The sequence below is a fragment of the Xanthomonas sp. D-36-1 genome (assembly GCF_017746155.1).
In the GTDB taxonomy this organism is placed as follows: domain Bacteria; phylum Pseudomonadota; class Gammaproteobacteria; order Xanthomonadales; family Xanthomonadaceae; genus Xanthomonas; species Xanthomonas cissicola.
In genome coordinates, this window is the sequence record NZ_JAGHWR010000012.1 from 86,666 (window position 1) to 109,211 (window position 22,546).

17 protein-coding genes are annotated in these 22,546 nt (G+C 66.1%); 14 read left to right on the top strand and 3 right to left on the bottom strand.

Annotated elements, in window-relative coordinates; translation table 11 throughout:
• Window positions 1-58 precede the first annotated feature (58 nt).
• The 14 genes from J7367_RS04220 (at window position 59) to J7367_RS04285 (ending at window position 18,503) form a co-directional block, all read left to right on the top strand.
• Window positions 59-559 (top strand): DUF3060 domain-containing protein, encoded by a 501-nt coding sequence (locus J7367_RS04220; RefSeq protein WP_057660280.1) that lies wholly within the window; start codon window positions 59-61, stop codon window positions 557-559.
• 245 nt (window positions 560-804) lie between these two features.
• Entirely contained in the window at window positions 805-2,298 is a 1,494-nt protein-coding gene (locus J7367_RS04225) for a cupin domain-containing protein (RefSeq protein ID WP_022559656.1), read from the top strand.
• Window positions 2,295-3,224: a GNAT family N-acetyltransferase gene (locus J7367_RS04230; protein WP_057660288.1), complete on the top strand. Its 930-nt coding sequence runs from the start codon at window positions 2,295-2,297 to the stop codon at window positions 3,222-3,224. Before J7367_RS04225 ends, J7367_RS04230 begins: the two co-directional genes overlap by 4 nt.
• Before the next feature lie 105 nt (window positions 3,225-3,329).
• Complete coding sequence (locus J7367_RS04235; RefSeq protein WP_176215004.1) at window positions 3,330-6,233, top strand: 2-oxoglutarate dehydrogenase E1 component; 2,904 nt, start codon at window positions 3,330-3,332, stop codon at window positions 6,231-6,233.
• A gap of 42 nt (window positions 6,234-6,275) precedes the next feature.
• The gene (gene sucB / locus J7367_RS04240; RefSeq protein ID WP_057660292.1) at window positions 6,276-7,508 is read left to right on the top strand and encodes a dihydrolipoyllysine-residue succinyltransferase; all 1,233 of its coding nucleotides are present in this window, start codon (window positions 6,276-6,278) and stop codon (window positions 7,506-7,508) included.
• A 111-nt stretch (window positions 7,509-7,619) separates the two neighbouring features.
• The gene (gene lpdA / locus J7367_RS04245; protein ID WP_007973245.1) at window positions 7,620-9,062 is read left to right on the top strand and encodes a dihydrolipoyl dehydrogenase; all 1,443 of its coding nucleotides are present in this window, start codon (window positions 7,620-7,622) and stop codon (window positions 9,060-9,062) included.
• Between the two features lie 214 nt (window positions 9,063-9,276).
• Window positions 9,277-9,870, top strand: a complete 594-nt coding sequence (locus J7367_RS04250; RefSeq protein ID WP_022559660.1) for a TIGR00730 family Rossman fold protein — start codon at window positions 9,277-9,279, stop codon at window positions 9,868-9,870.
• A 226-nt stretch (window positions 9,871-10,096) separates the two neighbouring features.
• A complete protein-coding gene (locus tag J7367_RS04255) occupies window positions 10,097-10,702 on the top strand; it encodes a YigZ family protein (protein ID WP_057660297.1) in 606 nt (201 codons plus the stop codon).
• Window positions 10,699-12,468: an ABC transporter transmembrane domain-containing protein gene (locus J7367_RS04260; RefSeq protein WP_057660299.1), complete on the top strand. Its 1,770-nt coding sequence runs from the start codon at window positions 10,699-10,701 to the stop codon at window positions 12,466-12,468. The genes J7367_RS04255 and J7367_RS04260 overlap by 4 nt, the downstream gene beginning before the upstream one ends.
• 241 nt (window positions 12,469-12,709) lie before the next feature.
• Window positions 12,710-13,609, top strand: coding sequence for a hydrogen peroxide-inducible genes activator (locus J7367_RS04265; RefSeq protein ID WP_007964693.1), 900 nt, complete (start codon window positions 12,710-12,712; stop codon window positions 13,607-13,609).
• A gap of 89 nt (window positions 13,610-13,698) precedes the next feature.
• Window positions 13,699-15,387 carry an ABC transporter ATP-binding protein gene (locus J7367_RS04270; RefSeq protein WP_057660300.1) on the top strand — a complete coding sequence of 563 codons (1,689 nt, stop codon included), beginning with the start codon at window positions 13,699-13,701 and terminating at the stop codon, window positions 15,385-15,387.
• Window positions 15,371-16,456 (top strand): HlyD family efflux transporter periplasmic adaptor subunit, encoded by a 1,086-nt coding sequence (locus J7367_RS04275; RefSeq protein ID WP_007964689.1) that lies wholly within the window; start codon window positions 15,371-15,373, stop codon window positions 16,454-16,456. Before J7367_RS04270 ends, J7367_RS04275 begins: the two co-directional genes overlap by 17 nt.
• Window positions 16,453-17,856 (top strand): TolC family protein, encoded by a 1,404-nt coding sequence (locus J7367_RS04280; protein ID WP_022559664.1) that lies wholly within the window; start codon window positions 16,453-16,455, stop codon window positions 17,854-17,856. The genes J7367_RS04275 and J7367_RS04280 overlap by 4 nt, the downstream gene beginning before the upstream one ends.
• A gap of 452 nt (window positions 17,857-18,308) precedes the next feature.
• Window positions 18,309-18,503 carry a hypothetical protein gene (locus J7367_RS04285; protein ID WP_022559665.1) on the top strand — a complete coding sequence of 65 codons (195 nt, stop codon included), beginning with the start codon at window positions 18,309-18,311 and terminating at the stop codon, window positions 18,501-18,503.
• 280 nt (window positions 18,504-18,783) lie between these two features.
• Here the strand turns inward: J7367_RS04285 and J7367_RS04290 are convergent, their stop codons facing one another.
• From J7367_RS04290 to dnaJ, 3 genes are all read right to left on the bottom strand, one after another.
• Entirely contained in the window at window positions 18,784-19,905 is a 1,122-nt protein-coding gene (locus J7367_RS04290; RefSeq protein ID WP_057660302.1) for a prephenate dehydrogenase, read from the bottom strand.
• Window positions 19,902-20,810, bottom strand: a complete 909-nt coding sequence (gene pdxY / locus J7367_RS04295; protein ID WP_007973258.1) for a pyridoxal kinase — start codon at window positions 20,808-20,810, stop codon at window positions 19,902-19,904. The genes J7367_RS04290 and pdxY overlap by 4 nt, the downstream gene beginning before the upstream one ends.
• A gap of 528 nt (window positions 20,811-21,338) precedes the next feature.
• Window positions 21,339-22,466, bottom strand: coding sequence for a molecular chaperone DnaJ (gene dnaJ, locus J7367_RS04300; RefSeq protein ID WP_003483637.1), 1,128 nt, complete (start codon window positions 22,464-22,466; stop codon window positions 21,339-21,341).
• Window positions 22,467-22,546: the final 80 nt, after the last annotated feature.

Sequence of the window (22,546 nt, forward strand, 5' to 3'; positions counted from 1 at the left end):
ACATGGGTGACCTGACCGGACTGCTATCGTGCCGGCCTTACTTTTCAGGAGACCGGCGATGCGCGTCACCCACACGGCACTGTCCCTGTTGACGCTGGCAAGCGTCCTTGCACTGAGCGGATGCGGCGGCGACGGCCCCGCTGCGCAGGCGCTGTCGTCGGTCTCGTCCACACTGACCGATCCGGCCAGCGGCGCAGACTGTGCCGGCAAAGATGTGCGGCTGACCCGCGATGACAGCAAATGGGTCCTGCACGGCGAGTGCGGCACGGTCACCATCACCGCCTCGCGTGGCGCGATGAATCTGGACACCGCGCGCAACATTCGGCTGGAGGGAAGCAACTTCACGGTACTCAACAGGCAACTCGGTCAGCTCAGCGTGAGCGGTCACGCCAACACGCTCAATCTGACCGATGTCGATCGCGTGGACATCCAGGGCAACAAGAATCTGGTGCTGGCGCGCGCCGTGAAACAGGTGCGGTTTTCGGGCAACGACAACACCGTCAACCCATCCAGCAAACCCGCACTGGACGATCGTGGCAGCGGCAACAAAGTGATGTGATGCGCGCCGGTGCGCTACCCGCGCACGCGACGATCGGCGTGCGCGGCAGGCGCCACCATGCCGCTGGCAAGGCCATCAACACGAAGAAGCGATCGGAAACGCCGGCCAGCCCTGCAGCGGCGAACCGGAGCGGGCACGTTGCGCGCCGCACAGGTGCACATCCGGCTCGGGCAGTCGACAATAGGCCATTGGCGCCGGCCGATGCCGCGCACCGCACTCTCTTCTACATCGTGTAAGGACCCCAAATGGCCGTACGTAAAGCGACCCCACTTGCCATCGAAGTCCAGGCCCGTCCGGGACAGCCGCTGGGCATGCCGGTCGAGCGTTTCCTGCGCAATTACTGGCACAAGCACCCGCTGTTGATCCGCAATGCGTTCGCGGATTTCGCCTCGCCGCTGCAGCCGGAAGACCTGGCCGGGCTGGCCTGCGAAGACGGCGTGCTGGCACGCCTGATCAGCCACGACCGCACCACCGACGGCTGGGACGTGCGCACCGGCCCGTTCCAGGAAACCGATTTTCCCGGACTGCCCGACCATGACTGGACCTTGCTGGTGCAGGACGTGGACAAATGGGACGCCGACGTGCGTGCCCTGCTGGAGCACTTCCGCTTCCTGCCGCGCTGGCGTATCGACGACATCATGATCAGCTTCGCGGCCACTGGCGGCTCGGTGGGCGCGCATGTCGACCATTACGACGTGTTCCTGCTGCAGGGCCAGGGCCACCGCCGCTGGCAGATCGACGCGCGCACCGTCCAGGGCCGCAAGGCCACGCCGCTGGCGTTCCGCGACGATGTCGAGCTCAAGCTGCTACGCGAGTTCAAGCCCACCCACGATTGGGTGCTGGGCCCGGGCGACATGCTCTACCTGCCGCCGCTGATCCCGCACCACGGTGTGGCCGAAGACGCCTGCCTGACCTTCTCCATCGGCACCCGCGCACCGTCCTCGGCCGAGCTGATCGGCGATTACCTGGACACCTTGATTGCCGATGCCGACGAGGCCGTGCGCTATCACGACGAAGACCTCAAGGTGCCGGCCGACCCCTACGAAATCGACGTCACCGCGATGAACCGCGTGGTCGCTGCGCTCAATGCGCTGCGCATGAACGACCCCGACCGCCTAGGCGACTGGTTCGGCCGCTTCATGACCACCTACCGCGCCTCCGGCGACGTGGTGCCGGCGCCCGAGCCGATCCCGCGCGAAGCGGTCGAGCAGGCGCTGGAAGAAGGCGTGCTGCTGCACCGCCACCCGTGGTCGCGGCTGGCCTGGCGGCGCGCCAAACGCGGCGCCACGCTGTTCTGCAGCGGCCTGGAGTTTGCGCTGTCGGCCAAGGATGCGTCCCGTCTGGCCGCGGCCGAAGAGATCGACGGCACTTTGTACGCGCAGTTGTCCCCGCGTGGCCGCGAGGTGGTGCTGGAGCTGCTGGCACAGGGCCACTACCAGCGCGCCCACGAAGATGCCGAGGACGACCTCGCAGAGGACGACCACGCGCATGCCCTGAGCGTGTCGGCCGACCACGACGACGAAGATGCCGATGCCGAGGACGACGTGCCGGAGGCAGACGAAGACATCGATGCCGACGCCGATGTCGAACAGGTTGCCGACGCTGCCGACACCCCGGCAGAGGCGCTGGAGGCCGATGTCGAACCCGGCGACGATGCCGAAGCCGAGCAGGACGTCGACAGTGCGATCGCCGACGAGACCGATTCCGACGACAGCGACGACACCACCAAGCCTGCATGACCGCGTACGCCAGACCGCAGATCGTCACGCTGGACCCGGCCGCCGACGCCGCGGCGCTGCGTGCGCTGCGGCTGGCCTGCGCCACCGACACCGCTGGCGCCACCGGCGGTGTCCAGTGGGATGCATTGGATCCGCTCAGCCTGCATCTGGCCGTACGCGACGAAGGCCAGCTGATCGCCTCGGTGCGGCTCACCGCCGATCGCCGCCTCGACCGCCTCGGCGTTCTGCCCAACTGGCGCCGCCGTGGCGTGGCCGACCAACTGCTCGCTGCCGCAGTCGACGCGGCACGGCAGCACGGCTGGCATAGCCTGCGCGCATGTCCCAGCCCAGCTGCGGAAGCGGTCTTCGCGCGCCTGGGCTTTCTGCCCGACGCTGGCTCCCTCTCCTCACCCGAGCGCATTGGCCAGGCCTACGATGCGCCCGGTACCGTCGTGCACCGTCGCCTCGACGGCCCGATGGCAGTGGACTCCTTCACCGCAGCCTTGGCCGCCACCACCGGGTTGCTGTGCGCCGCGCGCCGCCAGGTGCTGATCTACACCCGCGCCCTGGACCCGCCCCTGTTCGACAACGCCGCGGTGCTCGACGCGCTGCGTCGTTTCGCCACCGCCCGCCACGACAAGCGTGTACATGTCCTGGTGCAAGACACCGCCAGTGCCGCGGCCAGCAGCAGCGCGATGCTGCGCCTGGCACAGCGCCTGCCCAGCGTGTTCCGGTTCCGCGCGGTCAGCGACCCGGTCGATGCAAGTTTTGCATCGGTCTATGTTGTCGGCGACGAGGCCTACTACTTTCGTCCAACAGGTCATCGCTTCGATGATGGCGAAACCTGGCTGTCGGGCGCAGCGCGCAGCCGCCAGCTGGAGCGCGAATTCGCGCAGATATGGGAGCGCAGCGCGCTTTGGAACGAGCCGCGCGCGCTCGGCATCTGACGCCGCAGCGCCCCTTGCACGTAGGCGCGCGTGCAATTGGTCTACCCCGCCGGTCAGCTTGCAGACGCCCCCTCACTAGCGCAAGGGGGTATAATTTTTCGAGATTTGAGACCGACCGATAGGGCATCTCGCCCTGCCGCTTCCGCACAATCATCCCCACAGCAGACCCGACTTACCATCGTGGATAATCTCCTAAAGCAGTTCGCGCAGTCATCGCAACTCGCCGGCGGCAACGCCGCCTATATCGAGGATCTGTACGAGCAGTACCTCGTCGCCCCGGACAGTGTCGATCCGAAGTGGAAGAGCTACTTCGATGGTTTCGAAGGTCGCGGTGCCGGCGATGTGCCGCACTCGGCGGCCATCGCCCACATCCTCACCGCCTCCAAGCAGGCTGCCAACGCCGGTACCGGCGCAGGCGCCAGTGACGAGCGCGAGCGCAATGTCGGCCGTCTGATCACCGCCTACCGCGCCCGTGGCCACTTGGGCGCCCAGCTCGACCCGCTGGGCCTGGTCCCGCCGGTCAACCCGCCCGACCTGGACCTGCCGTTCCACAGCCTGTCCCAGGCCGATCTGGACAGCGAGTTCAGCACCGGCGGTGTCGGCGGCCAGCCGCGGATGAAGCTCAAGGATCTGCTGACGCGCCTGAAGGCGACCTACGCCAGCAGCATCGGCGCCGAGTTCATGCACATCCAGGAGTTCGACCAGCGCCAGTGGATTTACAAGCGCCTGGAAGACGCCGGCGGCAAGATTGCCGGCGATGCGGCCAGTCGCAAGCGCACCCTGGAGCGGCTCACCGCTGCCGAGGGCCTGGAGCGCTACCTGCACACCAAGTACGTCGGCCAGAAGCGTTTCTCGCTGGAAGGCGGCGATGCGCTGATCCCGATGATGGACGAGATCATTCGCCAGTCCGGCAACGATCAGGTCAAGGACATCGTGATCGGCATGGCCCACCGCGGCCGCCTCAACGTGCTGGTCAATACGCTGGGCAAGAACCCGCGCAAGCTGTTCGACGAATTCGAAGGCAAGTTCGAGCATGCCCATGACGACCGTGCGCACACCGGCGACGTCAAGTACCACATGGGCTTCTCTGCCGATATCGCGGTGGGCACCGACAAGCAGGTGCACCTGGCGCTGGCCTTCAATCCCTCGCACCTGGAAATCGTCGACCCGGTCGTGGTCGGCAGCGTGCGTTCGCGCCAGGAGCGTTTCGGCGATGCCGAGCGCAAGAGCGTGTTGCCGATCCTGATCCACGGCGATGCCGCATTCGCCGGCCAGGGCGTGGTGATGGAACTGTTCCAGATGTCGCAGGCGCGCGGTTTCGCGGTCGGCGGCACCGTGCACATCGTCGTCAACAACCAGATCGGCTTCACCACCAGCACCCGCGACGACGCCCGCTCCACGCTGTACTGCACGGACGTGGCCAAGATGATCGGCGCGCCGGTCTTCCACGTGAACGGCGACGACCCGGACGCGGTGATGTTCGTGTCCAAGCTGGCCTACGAATTCCGCCAGCAGTTCAAGAAGGACGTGGTCATCGACCTGGTGTGCTACCGCCGTTGGGGCCATAACGAAGCCGACGAACCGGCAGCGACCCAGCCGGTGATGTACCAGACCATCCGCAAGCACAAGACCACCCGCGAGCTGTACGCCGCCAAGCTGGAAAGCGAAGGCGTGCTGAACGCCGACGAGGCCAAGGCGCTGGTGGACGGCTACCGCAACAAGCTGGATTCGGGCGAGTACACCACCGAACTGGCCAAGCGCAAGCCGGACGAATTCGCCATCGATTGGTCCAGGTACCTGGTCGGTACGGCTGCAGATCCGGTGGACACGCGCGTCAAGCGCGAGCAGCTGGACCGCCTGGCCAAGCTGATCACCACCATCCCCGAGGGCGTCGAACTGCACGCCCGCGTGGCGAAGATCTACGAAGATCGCGTCAAGATGGCCGCCGGCGATCAGCTCGGCGACTGGGGCTTTGCCGAGAACCTGGCCTACGCCACCTTGCTGGCCGAAGGCCACAAGCTGCGCCTGGTTGGCCAGGACGCCGGCCGCGGCACGTTCTTCCACCGTCACGCGATCCTGCACGACCAGAAGACCGACGACTACTACCTGCCGCTGCGCCAGCTGGTGCAGAACCCGGAAGACGCCACTGTCATCGACTCGTTGCTGAGCGAAGAAGCGGTGATGGGCTTCGAATACGGCTACTCCACCACCGATCCGAATGCGCTATGCATCTGGGAAGCGCAGTTTGGCGACTTCGCCAACGGCGCGCAGGTGGTGATCGACCAGTTCATCGCCGCCGGCGAAGCCAAGTGGGGCCGCATCGCGGGCTTGTCGCTGTTCCTGCCGCATGGCTACGAAGGCCAGGGCCCGGAACACAGCTCCGCTCGTCTGGAGCGCTTCCTGCAGCTGTGTGCGCTGGAGAACATGCTGGTTTGCGTGCCGACCACGCCGGCGCAGTGCTTCCACATGATCCGCCGCCAGATGCGCATGACGACCCGCAAGCCGCTGGTGGTGATGACGCCCAAGTCGTTGCTGCGCCACAAGCTGGCGGTGTCGAGCCTGGAAGAACTGGCCGACGGGCAGTTCCAGCATCTGATCCCGGACGCCAAGGCCGACGCGGCCAAGGTCAAGCGTGTGGTGCTGTGCTCGGGCAAGGTCTATTACGACCTGCTCGAAGACCAGACCAAGCGTGGCCAGGACGATGTCGCCATCCTGCGCGTGGAGCAGCTGTATCCGTTCCCGCGCGCGCAGCTGGCGGCCGAATTGAAGGCCTATGCCAACGCCACCGATGTGGTGTGGTGCCAGGAAGAACCGCAGAACCAGGGTGCGTGGTACCAGATCCGCCACCACCTCAACTTCTGCCTGGCCGGCGGTCAGAGTCTGCATTACGCCGGCCGTGCCCGTTCGCCCTCGCCTGCCGCCGGCCACATGGCCGACCACATCATCGAGCAGCAGAAGCTGATCGCCGATGCGCTGCTCAACCCGTTCAACGACCAAGTCGCTGAATAACTCCTCTTCCCCAAAGAACGAAAACCCTAGGACGCTCCCCGAATGGCCACCGAAGTCAAAGTTCCGGTACTGCCCGAATCCGTTTCCGACGCCACCATCGCCAGCTGGCACAAGAAGGCCGGCGAAGCGGTCAAGCGCGACGAGAATCTGGTCGACCTGGAAACCGACAAGGTCGTGTTGGAAGTTCCTTCGCCGGTCGACGGCGTACTGAAGGAAATCAAGTTCGACACCGGCAGCACGGTCACCAGCAACCAGATCCTGGCGATCATCGAAGAAGGCGCTGTGGCTGCGGCTGCACCGGCTGAAGAGAAGCAGGCCGCCGCCCCGGCTGCGACTGCTGCGGCACCGGCGGCCGCTCCGGCACCGGCGGTCGCTCCGGCACCGGCCGCCGCCGCGGCGCCTGCTGCTGCGTCCAAGTCCGCTGCCGATTCGCTGCCGCCGGGCGCACGTTTTTCCGCGATCACCCAGGGCGTGGATCCTTCGCAGGTCGAAGGCACCGGCCGTCGTGGCGCGGTGACCAAGGAAGACATCGTCAACTTCGCCAAGGCCGGCGGCGTCGGCAAGGCCTCTGGTGCGCGCCCGGAAGAGCGCGTGCCGATGACCCGCGTGCGCAAGACGATCGCCAAGCGCCTGATGGAGTCCAAGAACTCCACCGCGATGCTGACCACCTTCAATGAAGTCAACCTGGCCAAGGTGTCGGCCGCGCGCAAGGAGCTGCAGGACGAGTTCCAGAAGGCGCACGGCATCAAGCTCGGCTTCATGAGCTTCTTCGTCAAGGCTGCCGCCAACGCGTTGCAGCGCTTCCCGCTGGTCAACGCCTCGATCGACGGCGACGACATCATCTATCACGGCTACAGCGACATCTCGATCGCGGTGTCGACCGACAAGGGCCTGGTCACGCCGGTGCTGCGCAACGTCGAGCGCCAGTCGTTCGCCGATGTCGAGCAAGGCATCGCCGACTACGCCGCCAAGGCGCGTGCCGGCAAGCTGGGCCTGGACGACCTGCAGGGCGGCACCTTCACCATCACCAACGGCGGCACCTTCGGCTCGCTGCTGTCCACGCCGATCATCAACCCGCCGCAGAGCGCCATCCTGGGCATGCACGCGATCAAGGAACGTCCGATCGCCGAGAACGGCCAGGTCGTGATCGCGCCGATGATGTATCTGGCGCTGTCCTACGACCACCGCATCATCGACGGCAAGGACTCGGTGCAGTTCCTGGTCGACATCAAGAACCAGCTGGAAAACCCGGGCCGCATGCTGTTCGGCCTGTGATGAAAGCCGGGATTGGGGATTCGGGATTGGGGATTGGCGAGAGCCGCCCCTTCCCACGCATCCTGCTTTTACGAATCCCCAATCCCCAATTCCCAATCTCGTGAGCGAAGAATGAGCGAACAAGAACAATTCGACGTCGTCGTCATCGGTGCCGGTCCGGCCGGTTATCACGCCGCCATCCGTGCGGCGCAGCTGGGCATGAAGGTCGCCTGCATCGACGCGGCCCTGGGCAAGGACGGCAAGCCGGCACTGGGCGGTACCTGCCTGCGCGTGGGCTGCATTCCGTCCAAGGCGCTGCTGGATTCCTCGCGCCAGTTCTGGAACATGGGCCACCTGTTCGGCGACCACGGCATCAGCTTCAACGACGCCAAGATGGACGTGCCCACGATGATTGGCCGCAAGGACAAGATCGTGAAGCAGTTCACCGGCGGCATCGCGATGCTGTTCAAGGCCAACAAGATCACCCCTTACTACGGCTTCGGCCAGTTGCAGCCGGGCAACATCGTCAAGGTGACCCAGCATGAAGGCGGCGAGATCGAGCTCAAGGGCACCAACGTGATCCTGGCGGCCGGTTCGGAGTCGATCGAACTGCCGTTCGCCAAGTTCGACGGCGACACCATCGTCGACAACGTCGGCGGCCTGGATTTCACCGCCGTTCCCAAGCGTCTGGCCGTCATCGGTGCCGGCGTGATCGGCCTGGAGCTGGGCAGCGTGTGGAAGCGCCTGGGCGCCGAGGTCACCATCCTCGAAGCGCTGCCGGACTTCCTGGCCCTGGCCGATGCCGAAGTGGCCAAGACCGCGCTGAAGGAATTCAAGAAGCAGGGCCTGGACATCAAGCTGGGCGCCAAGGTCGGCAAGACCGAGATCACCGGCAGCGGCGACGCCAAGCAGGTGGTGCTCAGCTACACCGACGCGGCTGGCGAGCAGACCCTGACCGTGGACAAGCTGCTGGTGGCCGTGGGCCGCAAGGCCGCCACCAAGAACCTGCTGGCCGAAGGCACTGGCGTCAAGGTCACCGACCGCGGCCAGATCGAGGTCGACGGGCATTGCCACACCGGCGTGGATGGCGTGTGGGCGATCGGCGACTGCGTGCGCGGCCCGATGCTGGCGCACAAGGGCTTCGAGGAAGGCATCGCGGTGGCCGAATTGATCGCCGGCCTGCCGGGTCACGTCAATTTCGACACCATTCCGTGGGTCATCTACACCGAGCCGGAAATTGCCTGGGTCGGCAAGACCGAGCAGCAGCTCAAGGCCGAGGGCGTCGCCTACAAGGCCGGCAGCTTCCCGTTTGCAGCGATCGGCCGCGCAGTGGCGATGGGAGAGCCGGCCGGCTTCGTCAAGGTGATCGCCGATGCCGAAACCGACCGCGTGCTGGGTATGCACCTGGTGGGCGTGGGCGTGTCCGAGCTGGTGCACGAAGGCGTGCTGACCATGGAGTTCAACGGCTCGGCCGACGACCTGGCCCGCATCTGCCACGCGCACCCGACGCTGTCCGAAGCGATTCACGATGCCGCGATGGCGGTGAGCAAGCGCGCGATTCATAAGGCCAACTGAGGCCGGGATTTGGGATTCGGGAGTGGGGATTCGCAATTGCGGTTCCCGCCTCCGACTATTTCCCAGCCATGACATAACGCCGGGTAGATTCCGGCGTTATGTTTTTCAGGCCCAGTCAGAACAGTCGTGCAACGTGCATTCCACCGCTTTCCAGATGACATCGACGCATCGCGCCGCCGCTTTTACGAATCCCCACTCCCGAATCCCGACTCCCATGAAAAGCATCTGCGTCTACTGCGGCTCCAATGCCGGCAACAAACCCGCCTATGTCGAGCGCGCGATTGCGTTGGGCGATCGCATCGCCAAGCAGGGCCTGCGCCTGGTGTACGGCGGCGGCAACGTTGGCTTGATGGGCACCGTGGCCAATGCAGTGCTGGCGGCCGGCGGTGAAGTGACCGGGGTGATTCCGCAGCAACTGGCCGATTGGGAAGTAGCGCACCGCGGGTTGACCACGCTGGAAATCGTCGGCTCCATGCATGAGCGCAAGATGCGCATGTTCGAGTTGTCGGATGCGTTCGTGGCCCTGCCCGGCGGCTTCGGTACCATGGAAGAGATCTTCGAAATGCTGACCTGGCGCCAGCTCGGCATCGGCAACAAGCCGTGCGCCTTTCTGGACATCGAAGGTTTCTACGCACCGCTGATTGGCATGATCGACCGCATGGTCGAAGAGCGCTTCCTGCATCCAGACCAGCGCGCCGACCTGTGGTATGGCGCCGATATCGAGCAGATGCTCGAATGGATGCGGCACTACACTCCGGCGCAGGCGTCGAAGTGGATTGACGAGAAGCGTCGCTCCACCCTGGTGTAAGCGTTAGCCGCCCCGTCTCTTCGACGCGGCGGCACTGCATGCATCCGCGCGGTGGACCACTGCGCGCATCACCCCGGCATCGACCAGCGCGCTGTTGGCCAGCGACGCCGCTCCACGGCGACGTTCCAGACAGCGCGCAGCGCGGTCGCACGACATCGCCTCGATCTGCCAGCTTGCAACGGCAGTCACGATGGCTGCAGCGATCCGCCGTACCGCCTCGCATAGAATGGCGGCGATGCTCGATACCCTCGCCGCTGATGCGCACCATAGTCTGGACATCAAGCACAGTCGCTTTGTGGCCCACGCTGCCGCACTGGACGCTCCCGCGCATGCGCTGGAGATCGTGCAGCGCGTGGCAGTGCCGGACGCGACGCACAACTGCTGGGCCTACCGGTTCGGGCAGGACTACCGCTCCAGCGACGACGGCGAGCCAAGCGGCACCGCCGGCCGGCCGATCCTGGCCGCCATCGACGGCCAGGGCTTCGATCGGGTGGTGGTGGTGGTGGTCACGCGCTGGTATGGCGGCATCAAGCTCGGGGCCGGCGGGCTGGTGCGCGCCTACGGCGGTACCGCGGCCGAGTGCCTGCGGCTGGCAACGCGACAGCCATTGATCGCGTTGTCACGGGTGCAGGTGCAGTGCCGGTTCGACGATCTGGGCCTGGTGCACGCAGCACTGGCGGCCTTCCATGCCGACAAACTGGACGAACGCTTCGACGCCGAAGGTGCAGCGTTGCATGTGCAACTGCCTGCCGATCAGCTCGCCGGCTTGAAAACCCGCCTGTGCGACGCCACTCGCAATCGTGTCCACCTCTCAACCCCGGAAGCCGCATGACCCAGCCAGCCGCTGCACGTCCCAGCCCGTTGCGGAAGCTGGGCAGCCTGCGCACCTTGTGGCCATTCGTCCAACGCCAGCGCGGCCTGTTCGCCGCCTGGCTGGTCGCGCTGGCGATTTCCGCTGCCGCCACGCTGAGCCTGCCCGCAGCGGTCAAGCGCATGATCGATCAAGGCTTCTCCGGCGACGCGCAGATCAATCAGGCGTTCTCGCTGCTGTTCGCAGTCTCGGTGGTGCTGGCGCTGGCGACTGCGGCGCGCTTCTATTTCGTCGCACTGCTCGGCGAAAAAGTGGTCGCCGACCTGCGCGGCCGGCTGTACGCACACCTGATCGGACTGGACGCCGGGTTCCATGACCGCAGCCGCAGCGGCGAACTGGTGTCGCGCCTGTCGGCCGACAGCGAATTGCTGCGGGGGCTGATCGGCACGACCATGTCGGTGGCCTTGCGCAGTTCGGTCACGGTGATCGGCAGCATGGTCATGCTGTTCGTCACCAGCCCGCGGCTGGCCGGCTTTACCTTGATCGGCATCCCGCTGGCGGTGCTGCCGATCGTGCTGGGCGCACGCCGCCTGCAGAAGATTTCGCGCGCAAGCCAAGACCGCGTGGCCGACGCCAATACGCTGGCGGCCGAAACCCTGGGCGCGGTGCGCACCGTGCAGGCGCACGCGCGCGAGCGTTACGAAAGCCAGCGTTTCAGTACCGCGCTATTTGCCGCCATCGATACCGCAAGGGTGCGCATCCGCACCCAGGCCACCGTGACCGCGGTGGCGATCATGCTGATCTTCGGTGCGATCGTCGCGGTGTTGTGGCTGGGCGCGCACGATGTGATTTCTGGCCGCATGACGCCCGGCACGCTGGGCCAATTCGTGCTGTACGCGCTGATCGGCGGCGGTTCGGTCGGTGCACTGGCCGAGGTCTGGAACGAGTTACAGCGTGCCGCCGGCGGCATGGGCCGGGTGAGTGAATTGCTCGACGAACAACCGCTGATCGTGGCGCCGGCCACGCCGCAGGCCTTGCCGCAGCCGCTGCGCGGCGCGATCCATTTCGACCAGGTGGTCTTCCATTACCCGCAACGCCCGGACGCGCCGGCGCTGACCGGGTTCGACCTGCATGTCAGCCCCGGCGAAACCGTGGCGCTGGTGGGTCCGTCCGGAGCGGGCAAGAGCACGGTGCTGTCGATGCTGCTGCGTTTCCACGACCCTGTCAGCGGCAAGGTGCGCATCGACGACATCGACCTGCGCGAGGCCGACCCGGTACTGCTGCGCGAGCACATCGCGCTGGTACCGCAGCAACCCACGTTGTTTGCCGCCAGCGCCGCCGACAACATCCGCTATGGGCGCCTGCAAGCCAGCGATGCCGAGGTGGAAGCGGCAGCGGCCGCCGCCGAAGCCGATGTCTTCATCCGCGCCCTGCCCCAGGGCTACGCCAGCGAACTGGGCGAGCGCGGCACGCGCCTGTCCGGCGGCCAGCAGCAACGCGTGGCGATTGCGCGTGCGCTGCTCAAGGATGCGCCGATCCTGCTGCTGGACGAAGCCACCAGCGCGCTCGATGCGCACAGCGAGCGCGCGGTGCAGCAGGCGCTGGAGCGGCTGATGGAAGGCCGCACCACGCTGGTGATCGCGCACCGCCTGGCCACCGTGCTCAAGGCCGACCGCATCGTGGTGATGGATGCCGGCCGCATCGTCGCGCAGGGTACGCATGCGCAGTTGATCGCCGAAGGCGGTCTGTATGCGGAGCTGGCGCGGCTGCAGTTCATCGACCAATGAGCCTCGCTGGGCGCCGTGGTTCCAGCGATGGCATCTGGCGCACCTAGCGAAACGACTGCGCTCACCGCGCTGCGGGCGCGGCCGGTGCTCGGAATCGGCATGCACCGCTCGTACACTGCGGTTACCGCGCGTCGTCCATCCTCGCCGGACGAGCTGCCGCTGCAGTCGCTAGCCGCACTTCGCCTGTCTGGTCTCACCGGCCACGCCGGCCGTGCGCTCCCACGCAATCCGATGTGATCCCATGCCGCGCCCCAGAACCACCCTTCGCCAGCTGAGCTATTTCGTCGCGCTGGCCGATACCGGCAGCTTTACCCGCGCCGCCGAGCAGATGGGCGTCTCGCAGCCATCGTTGTCGCAGCAGATCCGCGCATTGGAAGCGATCATCGGCGCGCCGCTGTTGGAGCGCGGCACGCAGGCGATCCTGACCCCGCTGGGTCGCGATCTGCTCGACCGCGCACGCAGCATCCTGCTCGATGTCACCGATCTGGAAGAGGTCCGCGCCACCGCCGCCGATACCTTGATCGGCACCATCCGCCTCGGCGTCTCGCCCACGCTTGGCGCCTATCTGATGCCCAGCCTGGTGGCACGTTTGCATCGCGAGCATCCGGCCCTGCGCGTGCATGTGCGCGAAGGCCTGCCAACCGCACTCGCCGCCGACCTGAGCAACGGCACGCACGATCTTGTCCTCGCGCAACTGCCGGTGGCCGGCCGGGGCCTGCACAGCGAGCGGCTGTTTCGCGAACTGCTGCATGTGACCATGGCTGCCGATCATCCGCTGCGCACCAAGGCCTGCATCACCCCGGCCGATCTGCGCGGCGCCAACTTGCTGACCTTGATGCCGGAATACCGATTGGCAGAACAGGTTGCCGCGATCGCCATGGATGTGGGCGCCAATGTCTTGCGCGATTACGAAGGCACCAGCCTGGACGCGATCCGCCAGATGGCCGGCATGGGCATGGGTCTTGCCTTGCTCCCGGACCTGTACGTGCGCCAGGAAATCCGCGAAGGCGACGACGTGGTGGTTCGACCGGTCGAAGGCGGGCGCTACTATAGGGAGATCGGTCTGCTCTGGCGCCAGGGTGCTGGTCGCGCACCGGCCTTCGGTTTGATCGCCAATCTGCTGCGCGCGGTGGCCGCATAGGAAAATCCTATGTGCCAAATAAGCACCATGGCCTTGTTTGCGGGCCGGCAACTCGTCAATGCTTCACTGAACTCATCAACGGATATCGAATGGCGGCCAAGCGGATTGGATGGCGGGAAGCGGCGAGCTGGCTGACGGAAATTGTCGGACCGGACATGCCGTATGTGCGCCTGACCCTGGTGTACGGCGTCGCGATCAGCCTGCTCTCGCTGGCCACGCCGATCTCGGTGCAGTTGCTGATTAACAGCGTCGCCAACACCGCGCTGCCTACGCCGCTATGGACCTTGTCCGGCCTGCTGCTGGGCCTGCTGTTGCTGGTGGCGGCACTGAGCGCGATGCGGGTGTGGGTGATGGCGCTGTTCGAACGTCGCCTGTTCGCACGCGTGGTGGCGGAGATCACCGTGCGCGCGGTGCATGCGCAGAACCCATTCTTCGCCGACCAGAACCGCGGCGATGTCTTCAACCGCTATTTCGATCTGGTGGTGGTGCAAAAGGCAGTGCCCAGCCTGGCGGTCGGTGCGTTCACCATCGTGCTGCAGTCGGCGGTCGGCTTGATCGTCACCAGCTTCTATCACCCGTTTTTCCTCGGCTTCAATGCGCTGCTGCTGCTGACCATCTTCTCGATCTGGATGATCTGGTCGCGCGGCTCGATCCGCTCGGCGGTCGAACTGAGCCAGGCCAAGCACAATGCCGCGCATTGGCTGGAAAGCGTCGGCGGCTCCAACGGGTTCTATAAATCCAGCCGCCATCTCAACTTTGCGATGGATCGCTCGGAAAAGGTGACCGCCGACTATGTCGACCGGCATCGGCGCCATTTCCGCTACACCTTTACCCAGACGCTGGCGTTCCTGCTCACCTATGCGGTCGCCAGCGCGGCGCTGCTGGCACTGGGCGGCAGCCTGATCCTGCGCGGCGAGCTGTCGATCGGCCAGCTGGTGGCAGCCGAGCTGATCCTGAGCGCGGTGTTCTACGGCATCGCACAGTTGGGCAGCTACCTGGACATGTTCTACGACCTGGTGGCCAGTGCGGAGGAATTGTCGCTGCTGTACGCCATCCCCCAGGAGCGCCCGGTGCTTGCCGCCGGCGAGGCGCCGCGCAACAGCGGGGTACGCCTGGATGGCGTGGTGATCGAGGGCGCGCGTTTCGATTTCGCGCTGGAAGCCGGCGAGCAGTTGGTCACGCTGGCCGATGGCGGCGCCGAGCGCCTGCTGGCCATGGTGCTCAAGCGCCACGTCGTTCCCGACCGCGGGCTGGTGATGGTGGGCGGCGCGGACATGGTCACCTTCGATATGTACCTGCTGCGTTCGGAAGTCACCGTGCTCGACCGGCCGACCATCGTGGAGGTCACCATTCGTGAATACCTGGCGATGGCCTCGGCCGATGTGACGTCCGAAGCGATGCTGCAAGCCATCGATGCGGTGGGCTTGCGCGCGCGCATCGCCGCGTTGCCGCAAGGCCTGGACACCCGGCTTGCCGCGTCCGGATTCCCGCTGTGGATCGGCGAGGTCATGGCGCTGAAGCTGGCCAATGCACTGTTGGTGCGCCCGCGCGTGCTGATGCTGTCGCAGCTGTACGACCTGATCCCGGCCGAGCGCCTGACCCAGGTGCTGCGGCGCTTGAAGGATGCAGGAACCACCGTGCTGCTGTGCACCGGGCGGCCGGAGGACATCACCCTGGATGGCTGGTTCCGGCTGGAGCCGCAGCGCCAGCAACGCTACGCCACACGCGCCGAGTTGATCGCATCCACGCAGGAGGTGCCGCATGCCGCACGCCCCTGATCGCATGGCGCATTTCCCCACCCTGGCGGCAATGCGTCCGCCCGGCATCGCCAAGGCAGTCGCCTGGATGCTGCTGATCGGCATCGGCATCGCTGCGGCGATCCTGGCACTGGCGCCATGGGTGCAGACCGCCAGTGGCAAAGGCCAGGTCGTGTCGCTGGATCCCAGCGACCGTCAACAACCGGTCACCGCCTTCGTGCCGGGCCGCGTCGAGCGCTGGTACGTGCATGACGGCCAGCATGTTGCCAAGGGCGACCCGATCGCGCGTGTCGGCGATCTGGACCCGGACCTGCTCACCCGCCTGGCCAGCGAGCGCGCGCAGGCGCAGGCGGAAATCGCCGCCATCCAGCAATCGCGCGCGGTGGCCAGCATCGATGTGGCGCGCAGCAGGCAATTGCTGGCCGAAGGCCTGGCCGGCCGCCGCGACTACGAGCTGACCCAGATCAAGGTAGCCGAGGCCGACGCCAAGCTGGCCGAATCGCGCGCCAAGCTGACCCGTATCGACATCCAGTTGAATCGCCAGTCTGCACAGCTGGTGCGCGCCCCGCGCGATGGCCGCGTGCAGCAGCTCAACGCCGCCAGCGGTAGCGCCATGGTCTCGCCGGGCACCGTGCTGGCGGTGATCGCGCCGGAACGGGTGGAGCGCGCGGTCGAGCTGTACATCGATGGTCGCGACGTGCCGCTGATCCGTCCCGGCCGTCCGGTGCGGCTGGAATTCGAAGGCTGGCCGGCGATTCAATTCAGCGGTTGGCCGTCGGTGGCGCACGGCATGTTCGACGGCCGGGTGCGCGCCATCGACCCCAACGCCGCGCCCGATGGGCTGTTCCGCATCCTGGTGGAGCCGATGCCGGGCAAGCCGGCGTGGCCGGCACAGGAATTCGCCCGCCAGGGCGGCAAGGTGCGCGGCTGGGTGCAGGGCGAAACGGTCAAGGTCGGCTACGAGCTGTGGCGCCAGCTCAACAACTTCCCGCTGGAATTCGGCCGGCGCCCGGCTGCGGCCACCCAGGAAGACGGCAAGGCCAAGCCGGCCGCACCCAAGTCCGAAGACGAAGCGACGGGCAAGAAATGATCGGCCGTCTTGTCGTCCTGTTGATCGCACTCTGCCCCGGTGCGGCATTCGCCCAGGCCGCTGCGCTGACGCTGGATGAGGTGCTGCAGTCGTCGGCACGCTCCGCACCGCAGATCGTCGAAGCGCTGGCGAAGGTGCGCCAGGCCGAAGGCAAGGGCATCTCGGCCGATGGCGCCTTCGACACGGTGTTCGACATCGAAGGCCGCTCGCGCGAGGCCGGCTATTACGACGGCAGTACCATCGAAACCGGGGTCAAGCGGCCGTTCGAAGAGAACGGCGGCTATTACTACGGTGGCTACCGCTCCTCGCGCGGCTCCTTCCCGATCTACGAAGACAAGTCCTATACCGATCGCGGCGGCGAAGTGAAGGTCGGCGCGCTGTACGCGCTGCTGCGCGACCGCGTGATCGACGAACGCCGCACCAAGCGCAGCATCGCCAGCACCGATATCGATGTGGCCAAATACGAGGCGGAAATGGTGGCCATCGGCGTGCAGCGGCGCGCGGTGGATGCCTACCAGAACTGGGTCGCCGCCGGGCTGAAGTTGCGCGCCTACAACGAGCTGCTGCAACTGGCCGAGCAACGCCGCAATGCGATTTCGCGCCAGGTCGCGCTCGGTGCGCGCCCCACCATCTTGCTGACCGAAAACGACCAGAACCTGGTGCGCCGTCGCGCCTTGGTGGTCCGCTCGGAACAGGACTTCGCCAACGCGGCCAACGCCTTGTCGCTGTATTTGCGCGACGACGCCGGCATGCCGCTGATCGTTTCCGCCGAACGCCTGCCGGCCGACACCTCGGCGCTGGAAGGACTGGCCGGCGCCAGCAAGATCACCGCGCCGGTAGAGCGCCCGGATTACCGCGCCGTGCTGACCCGCATCGACCAGGCCACCGCGCGGCTGATGCTGGCGCAGAACGATCTCAAACCGCGCCTGGATGTCAGCGTGGAAGTCAGCAAGGATCTGGGCCCGCCCGGCGTCGGCGGCCCGAACCGGTCGCTGACCGACGCCATCATCGGCTTCCGTTTCAGCGTGCCGCTGGAAAACCGCGCCGCCCGGGGCCGCGTGGCCGAAGCGCGCGCCGAGATCGAAGCGTTGGATCAGCGCAGCCGTTTTCTGCGCGACCAGATTTCGATCGAGGTCGAATCGATCGTCATTTCGCTCAATGGCGCCGAACGGCTGGCCAGGATCGCCGATGAGGAACGCGGCCTGGCAGACCGCCTGGCGGCGGCCGAGCGGCGGCGTTTCGAGCTGGGCTCGGGTGACTTTTTCCTGGTCAATCAGCGCGAGGAAACCGCCAACGACGCGCGCGTACGCCTGATCGATGCGCAGGCACGCATCGCCTCCGCGCGTGCCGAACTGGCGGCGGCCACCGCCGACCGGGATGCCTTGCAGCTGAGTCGTTGATGGGTCGGCTGCGCGTCGGGCGGACGCGGTGATGCTGGGCAATTGCGCGGTTGTGCGAGTGACCTCGCGATGCCGCTGCTTGGCATCCTGTGGGTTGAAGCAAATCCTCCGCAGCGGACGCACTCAACCGCCACGCAGGTGGCTGGCTGTTGTGCCCAGCGACGTTTCAGCGCGCTTCACGCCTTGTCGAACCCGAGGCTGCAGCTGTCTGCTCCATGGCTGCTAGGCAGCCGCCTCTGCAACGCACGCGTGCACAGCAGCTTGTCGACGTGAACAATCGCCGTCGTCGCCCCGCCCCGCCTGACGAGCTCAACCAACAGGTCCGCATACCCCACCGCATAACGACGTTTGGATAACACCTGCGTGCGCATGCTCGCCGTACCGGCACGCGCGCCGGGCGCGCGGATCCATCGCGATCCGCACTGCAACCTTAGGAACTTTCGGAGGTGTGTATGTCTTTCCGGCAATTTCCCGCAATCGGCGCAGATGGCGAGCCTTACGTCATCATCGAATTTCGCGACGAGCAACAACCCCGCGCAAACCCCCATTCGGCGCCGCGTTACGAGCTTCCCGATGGCCGACATCTGCAACGTCAGGGGCAGCGCTTCGTCACCGACGGCGGTGAGCTGCGCCTGTCCGCGCTCTAGGAACGGCCCCAGAACCTCGCGCGTCGTCATCTTGCAGCCCTGGGCGGCGCACAGGAACCGGGGTGTACGAGGATCAGATGCCGAACCAGGGGACGCGACCGCCAAGAACGACGCCGTCGTCTAGCTGGCTGCCTCAAACGGCACTGGTCAATTTTTGACCAGCCACTGTACGCCCCTTGCGTTGCAAGGGCCGCGGGCAGTTATCCACATGCTTGTGCAAGTTTCATCCACACCCTGTGTGGATGAAACGGTGGCGATGGGAACGGGCCTGATCCTGCTACTAGCCACCGGAACGCTCCAGCACCCGACCGATCCCAGTGCGATCGATCTCGCTCGCTGCTTGCGTCAATGCTGCACGATCGCTCGCCGCCTCGAAGCCGATACGGAAATGCAGCTCGCCAACCGGCGTGCGCGATGAGTGGATCGACGACAGGTTTACCCCATGCCGCTCGAACACATGCAGCAAGGCGCGCAGCGAGCCGGGCTGGTCTTCGGGCAGATACACGCTCAAAGTCAGCGGCTCGGTGAGATCGGCCAGCAGATAGCCCACGCGCTCGTAGGTGTAATTGCCCGCCGCAAGCGCGTCGTGCTGCAGGGCTTGCGCATTGTCGTGCAGGAATTGGGTGCGGAACTGCGCACGCGCGGCATCGTCGCCCTGCGCGACCAGGGCGCGCAGCTGCTGCAACTGCAGTAGCAACCGGTCGAGCATCTCGCCCACATACGGGTTACCAAACTGGATGTCTTCGTAGATCGAGGGATTGAGCGAAAGAATGCGCGCGATCACTGCGGTATCCAGTTCGAACGACGCCGAGCGGTACGGCATCAGCGCGCGCAGCTCGCCCAGCAGCGGTGCGTAGTCGCGCAAGGTGCCGGCCTGCGCCAGGTGAGTGGCGTGCACCATCGCCTGCACCAGCGCCATCACGCGGTCGTGGTGCTCTGGCGTTGCGTACACGCATTCGGCCTGCAGCGCGCTGCACAAGCTCTGTACCCATGCCGACCAGTGCTGCAGCCGCGCCTCGCAGACCACCATCACGCGCCCTTTCAAGGTCGGCGATTTTGGCGGTGCGGTCATCGGATGCAGGCCAACCACGTCCGCCTGCGAGGTCAGCATTGCAGCGACCGGTGCCTGTTTGATCGAGGTGACATCCAGCCACAACTGCGAGGCAGCGCGTGCGCCGGCAAGCTGCACATACCGCTCGATCAATGCCGCAGTGTGGCGGATTGGCGCGGCGAACATCAGCACGTCGGCACGCTGCGCCAGCGTGACCTCATCCATGCTGACGCTGTCGGCCGGATCGAACCCGATCACCTCCAGCTGCATACGCGTGCGCAGGAACTGCGCCAGCCATCGCCCATATGCACCGGCGATGCCGACGATGCCGACTACCGGCTGCGCGATCATGCCAATCGCTCGACGGCAAATCGTGGCGTCGCGGCAAGTGCGGCCGGCGCCGCGGCCAGCACGTCGAACTCCTCGAATCCCGCAGCCAGGGTCGCTTCCAGCGCGCTATGCACTCCGCTGAGCGCGTGCCCCACCGCCTGCTCGAACGGCACATCGCGCAACAAGAAGCCAATCAGCAAGGCCATCAGCACATCGCCGGTGCCTGCCACATCGACCGGCAGGTGCGGGCTGGCCCAGCGATACACCGCCGCATCGCTGACTGCCAGGGTCACCAGCTCGCCCGCAGCACCGGCCACGCTGTGTGCAAGGACCCATTGCGGCCCACGCGCCAGCAAAGCGCGCGCGGCAGCAATGGCATCGTCCTGCTGCAGGCTCGGCAAGCCGGTCAACCGCCCCAACTCGAATGCGTTGGGCGTCACCAGCCAGGCGTGCGGCAGCAAGCGCTCGGCGAACACGCGCTCCAGCCCGGGTTCCACATACGGGCCGGTGTGCGTGTCACCAATCACCGGGTCCAGGCAGTAGCGCAGCTGCGGGGCCTGCGGCAAGGTCTGCGCCAGCCAGTCGGCGAAGGTTTCGCCGTTGGCCAGGCTTCCGAAATAGCCGGACACCAGCATGCGTGCACGCTGTGGCAAGCCGCGTTCGGTGGCGCCCAGCAACAAATCCGCCAGCCAGTCGGCCGGCAGGATGCGCCCGCGCAGGGTGGCGTAGAACGGCGCGTTGCTCAGCAGCGTGGTGGGCACTTCGGCCACACGCAGTCCCAGCGCGCGCAGCGGCGGTACTGCAGCGCTGTTGCCAGCATGGCCATAGACCAATTGCGATTGCACCGAAATCACATCGATCGGCGAAGGGCCGTCCGGACGCTGGCGGCGACCATGGACGAGGTGGCTGTCGGTTGCATCGCTCATGCGGGCGGCCGTGCAGGAAAGAGGGCACCGATTATCCGCGTAACCTTGCCAGGATGTCGTGGATGAACGGCGTCACCGGCAGTTGGCGCTGTTGAACAGCACGCACGTGGTCTCCATCGCATCACGGCCAGCTGCCCAAGCCCGCCAGTGCAGCCTGATGCGCAGTACCGTGGGTGAGCAAGGTCAGACGCTAAAGGCGCTCGACCGGTGCTGCAGGCCAATGGCCCGACCGCACGATCAGGGATCGGCTTTGCTCGCGGTGCGGGCAACGACGTGCTGCGCCTGAAGCCAATGACGACGCTTCAAAGACGCACGCGCGATGTGCGGAGATGTCGCTGAAAATCTCACACGGCGGCGCTGTTGGACCGCACGCGCGACTGGCCCGGCACTTCTCGCGCTGACACCTGCGTTCCATCCGCAACTTCAACACATTGGCCGCATCACGCGCGGCCTTCGGGGCAGCCCAAAAAAAGAGCCCGACGCGCAGCAAGCCGCACGCCGGGCCATCGTGACATCACGCCGCCTGGGTCAGGACGTCATCCGATCCCAAAACCCCTTGACGCCGTCGATGAAGGTGGCCGACTTGGGCGAATGCTTGCGTGCGTCCTCACCGGTGAACGTCGCTTCGAACTGCTGCAGCAGTTCGCGCTGATCGGCGGTGAGATTGACCGGCGTTTCCACCACCACGCGGCAATACAGGTCGCCTTCGCTGCGGCTGCGTACCGAACGTACGCCCTTGCCACGCAGACGGAACAACTTGCCGGTCTGCGTTTCGGCCGGGATGCGGATTTCCGCTTCGCCGCCCAAGGTTGCCACCCGCACGGTATCGCCGAGCGCCGCCTGCGAAATGCGGATCGGCACCTCGCAATGCAGATCGTCGCCGTCGCGCTGGAAGATCGCATGCTCGCGCACGCGCACTTCCACATACAGATCGCCCGGTGGCGTGCCGGCCGGGCCCGCCTCGCCTTCGCCTGCAAGACGAATCCGGTCGCCTGTATCCACACCGGCGGGCACCTTGATCGACAGCACCTTGTCTTCTTCCACCCGACCGGCACCGTGGCAGGTCTTGCAGGGGTTCTGGATCAGCGTGCCGCGCCCGTCGCAATGCGGGCAGCTCTGCTGCATGGCGAAGATGCCGCGCTGGATGCGGACCTGGCCGCGCCCATGACAGGTGCCGCAGGTCTCGACCTTGCCGTCTTCCGAACCGCTGCCATGGCAGGGCGCGCATTCGATCAGTGTGGGAATCTCGATGCGGCGCTCGATACCGGCGACGGCTTCTTCCAGATCCAGTTCCAACACGTAACCGACGTCGGCGCCACGTCGCGCAGCGCGCGGACCGGCAGCGCCACCGCCGAAAATATTGCCGAAGATATCGCCAAAGATATCCCCCATGTCCGGACCACCCGGCCCGCCACCACCGCCCATGCCGTGCTCGAACGCCGCATGGCCGTGCGCGTCGTAGGCGCGCCGCTTATTGCCATCGGACAGCACTTCGTAGGCTTCCTTGCATTCCTTGAACGCCGCTTCGGCAGCCGCATCGCCAGGATTGCGGTCCGGGTGATGCTTCATCGCACAGCGCCGGTACGCCTTCTTCAGCTCCTCGTCGCTGGCGCCACGGGCAACGCCCAGCACTTCGTAGTAATCGCGTTTGCTCATAAGCCGGGATTCGGGATTCGTGATTTGAGATTCGTTGAAACGCAAAAGCGGACAGCGTGTGCTGTTCCGCCCTGGCGACG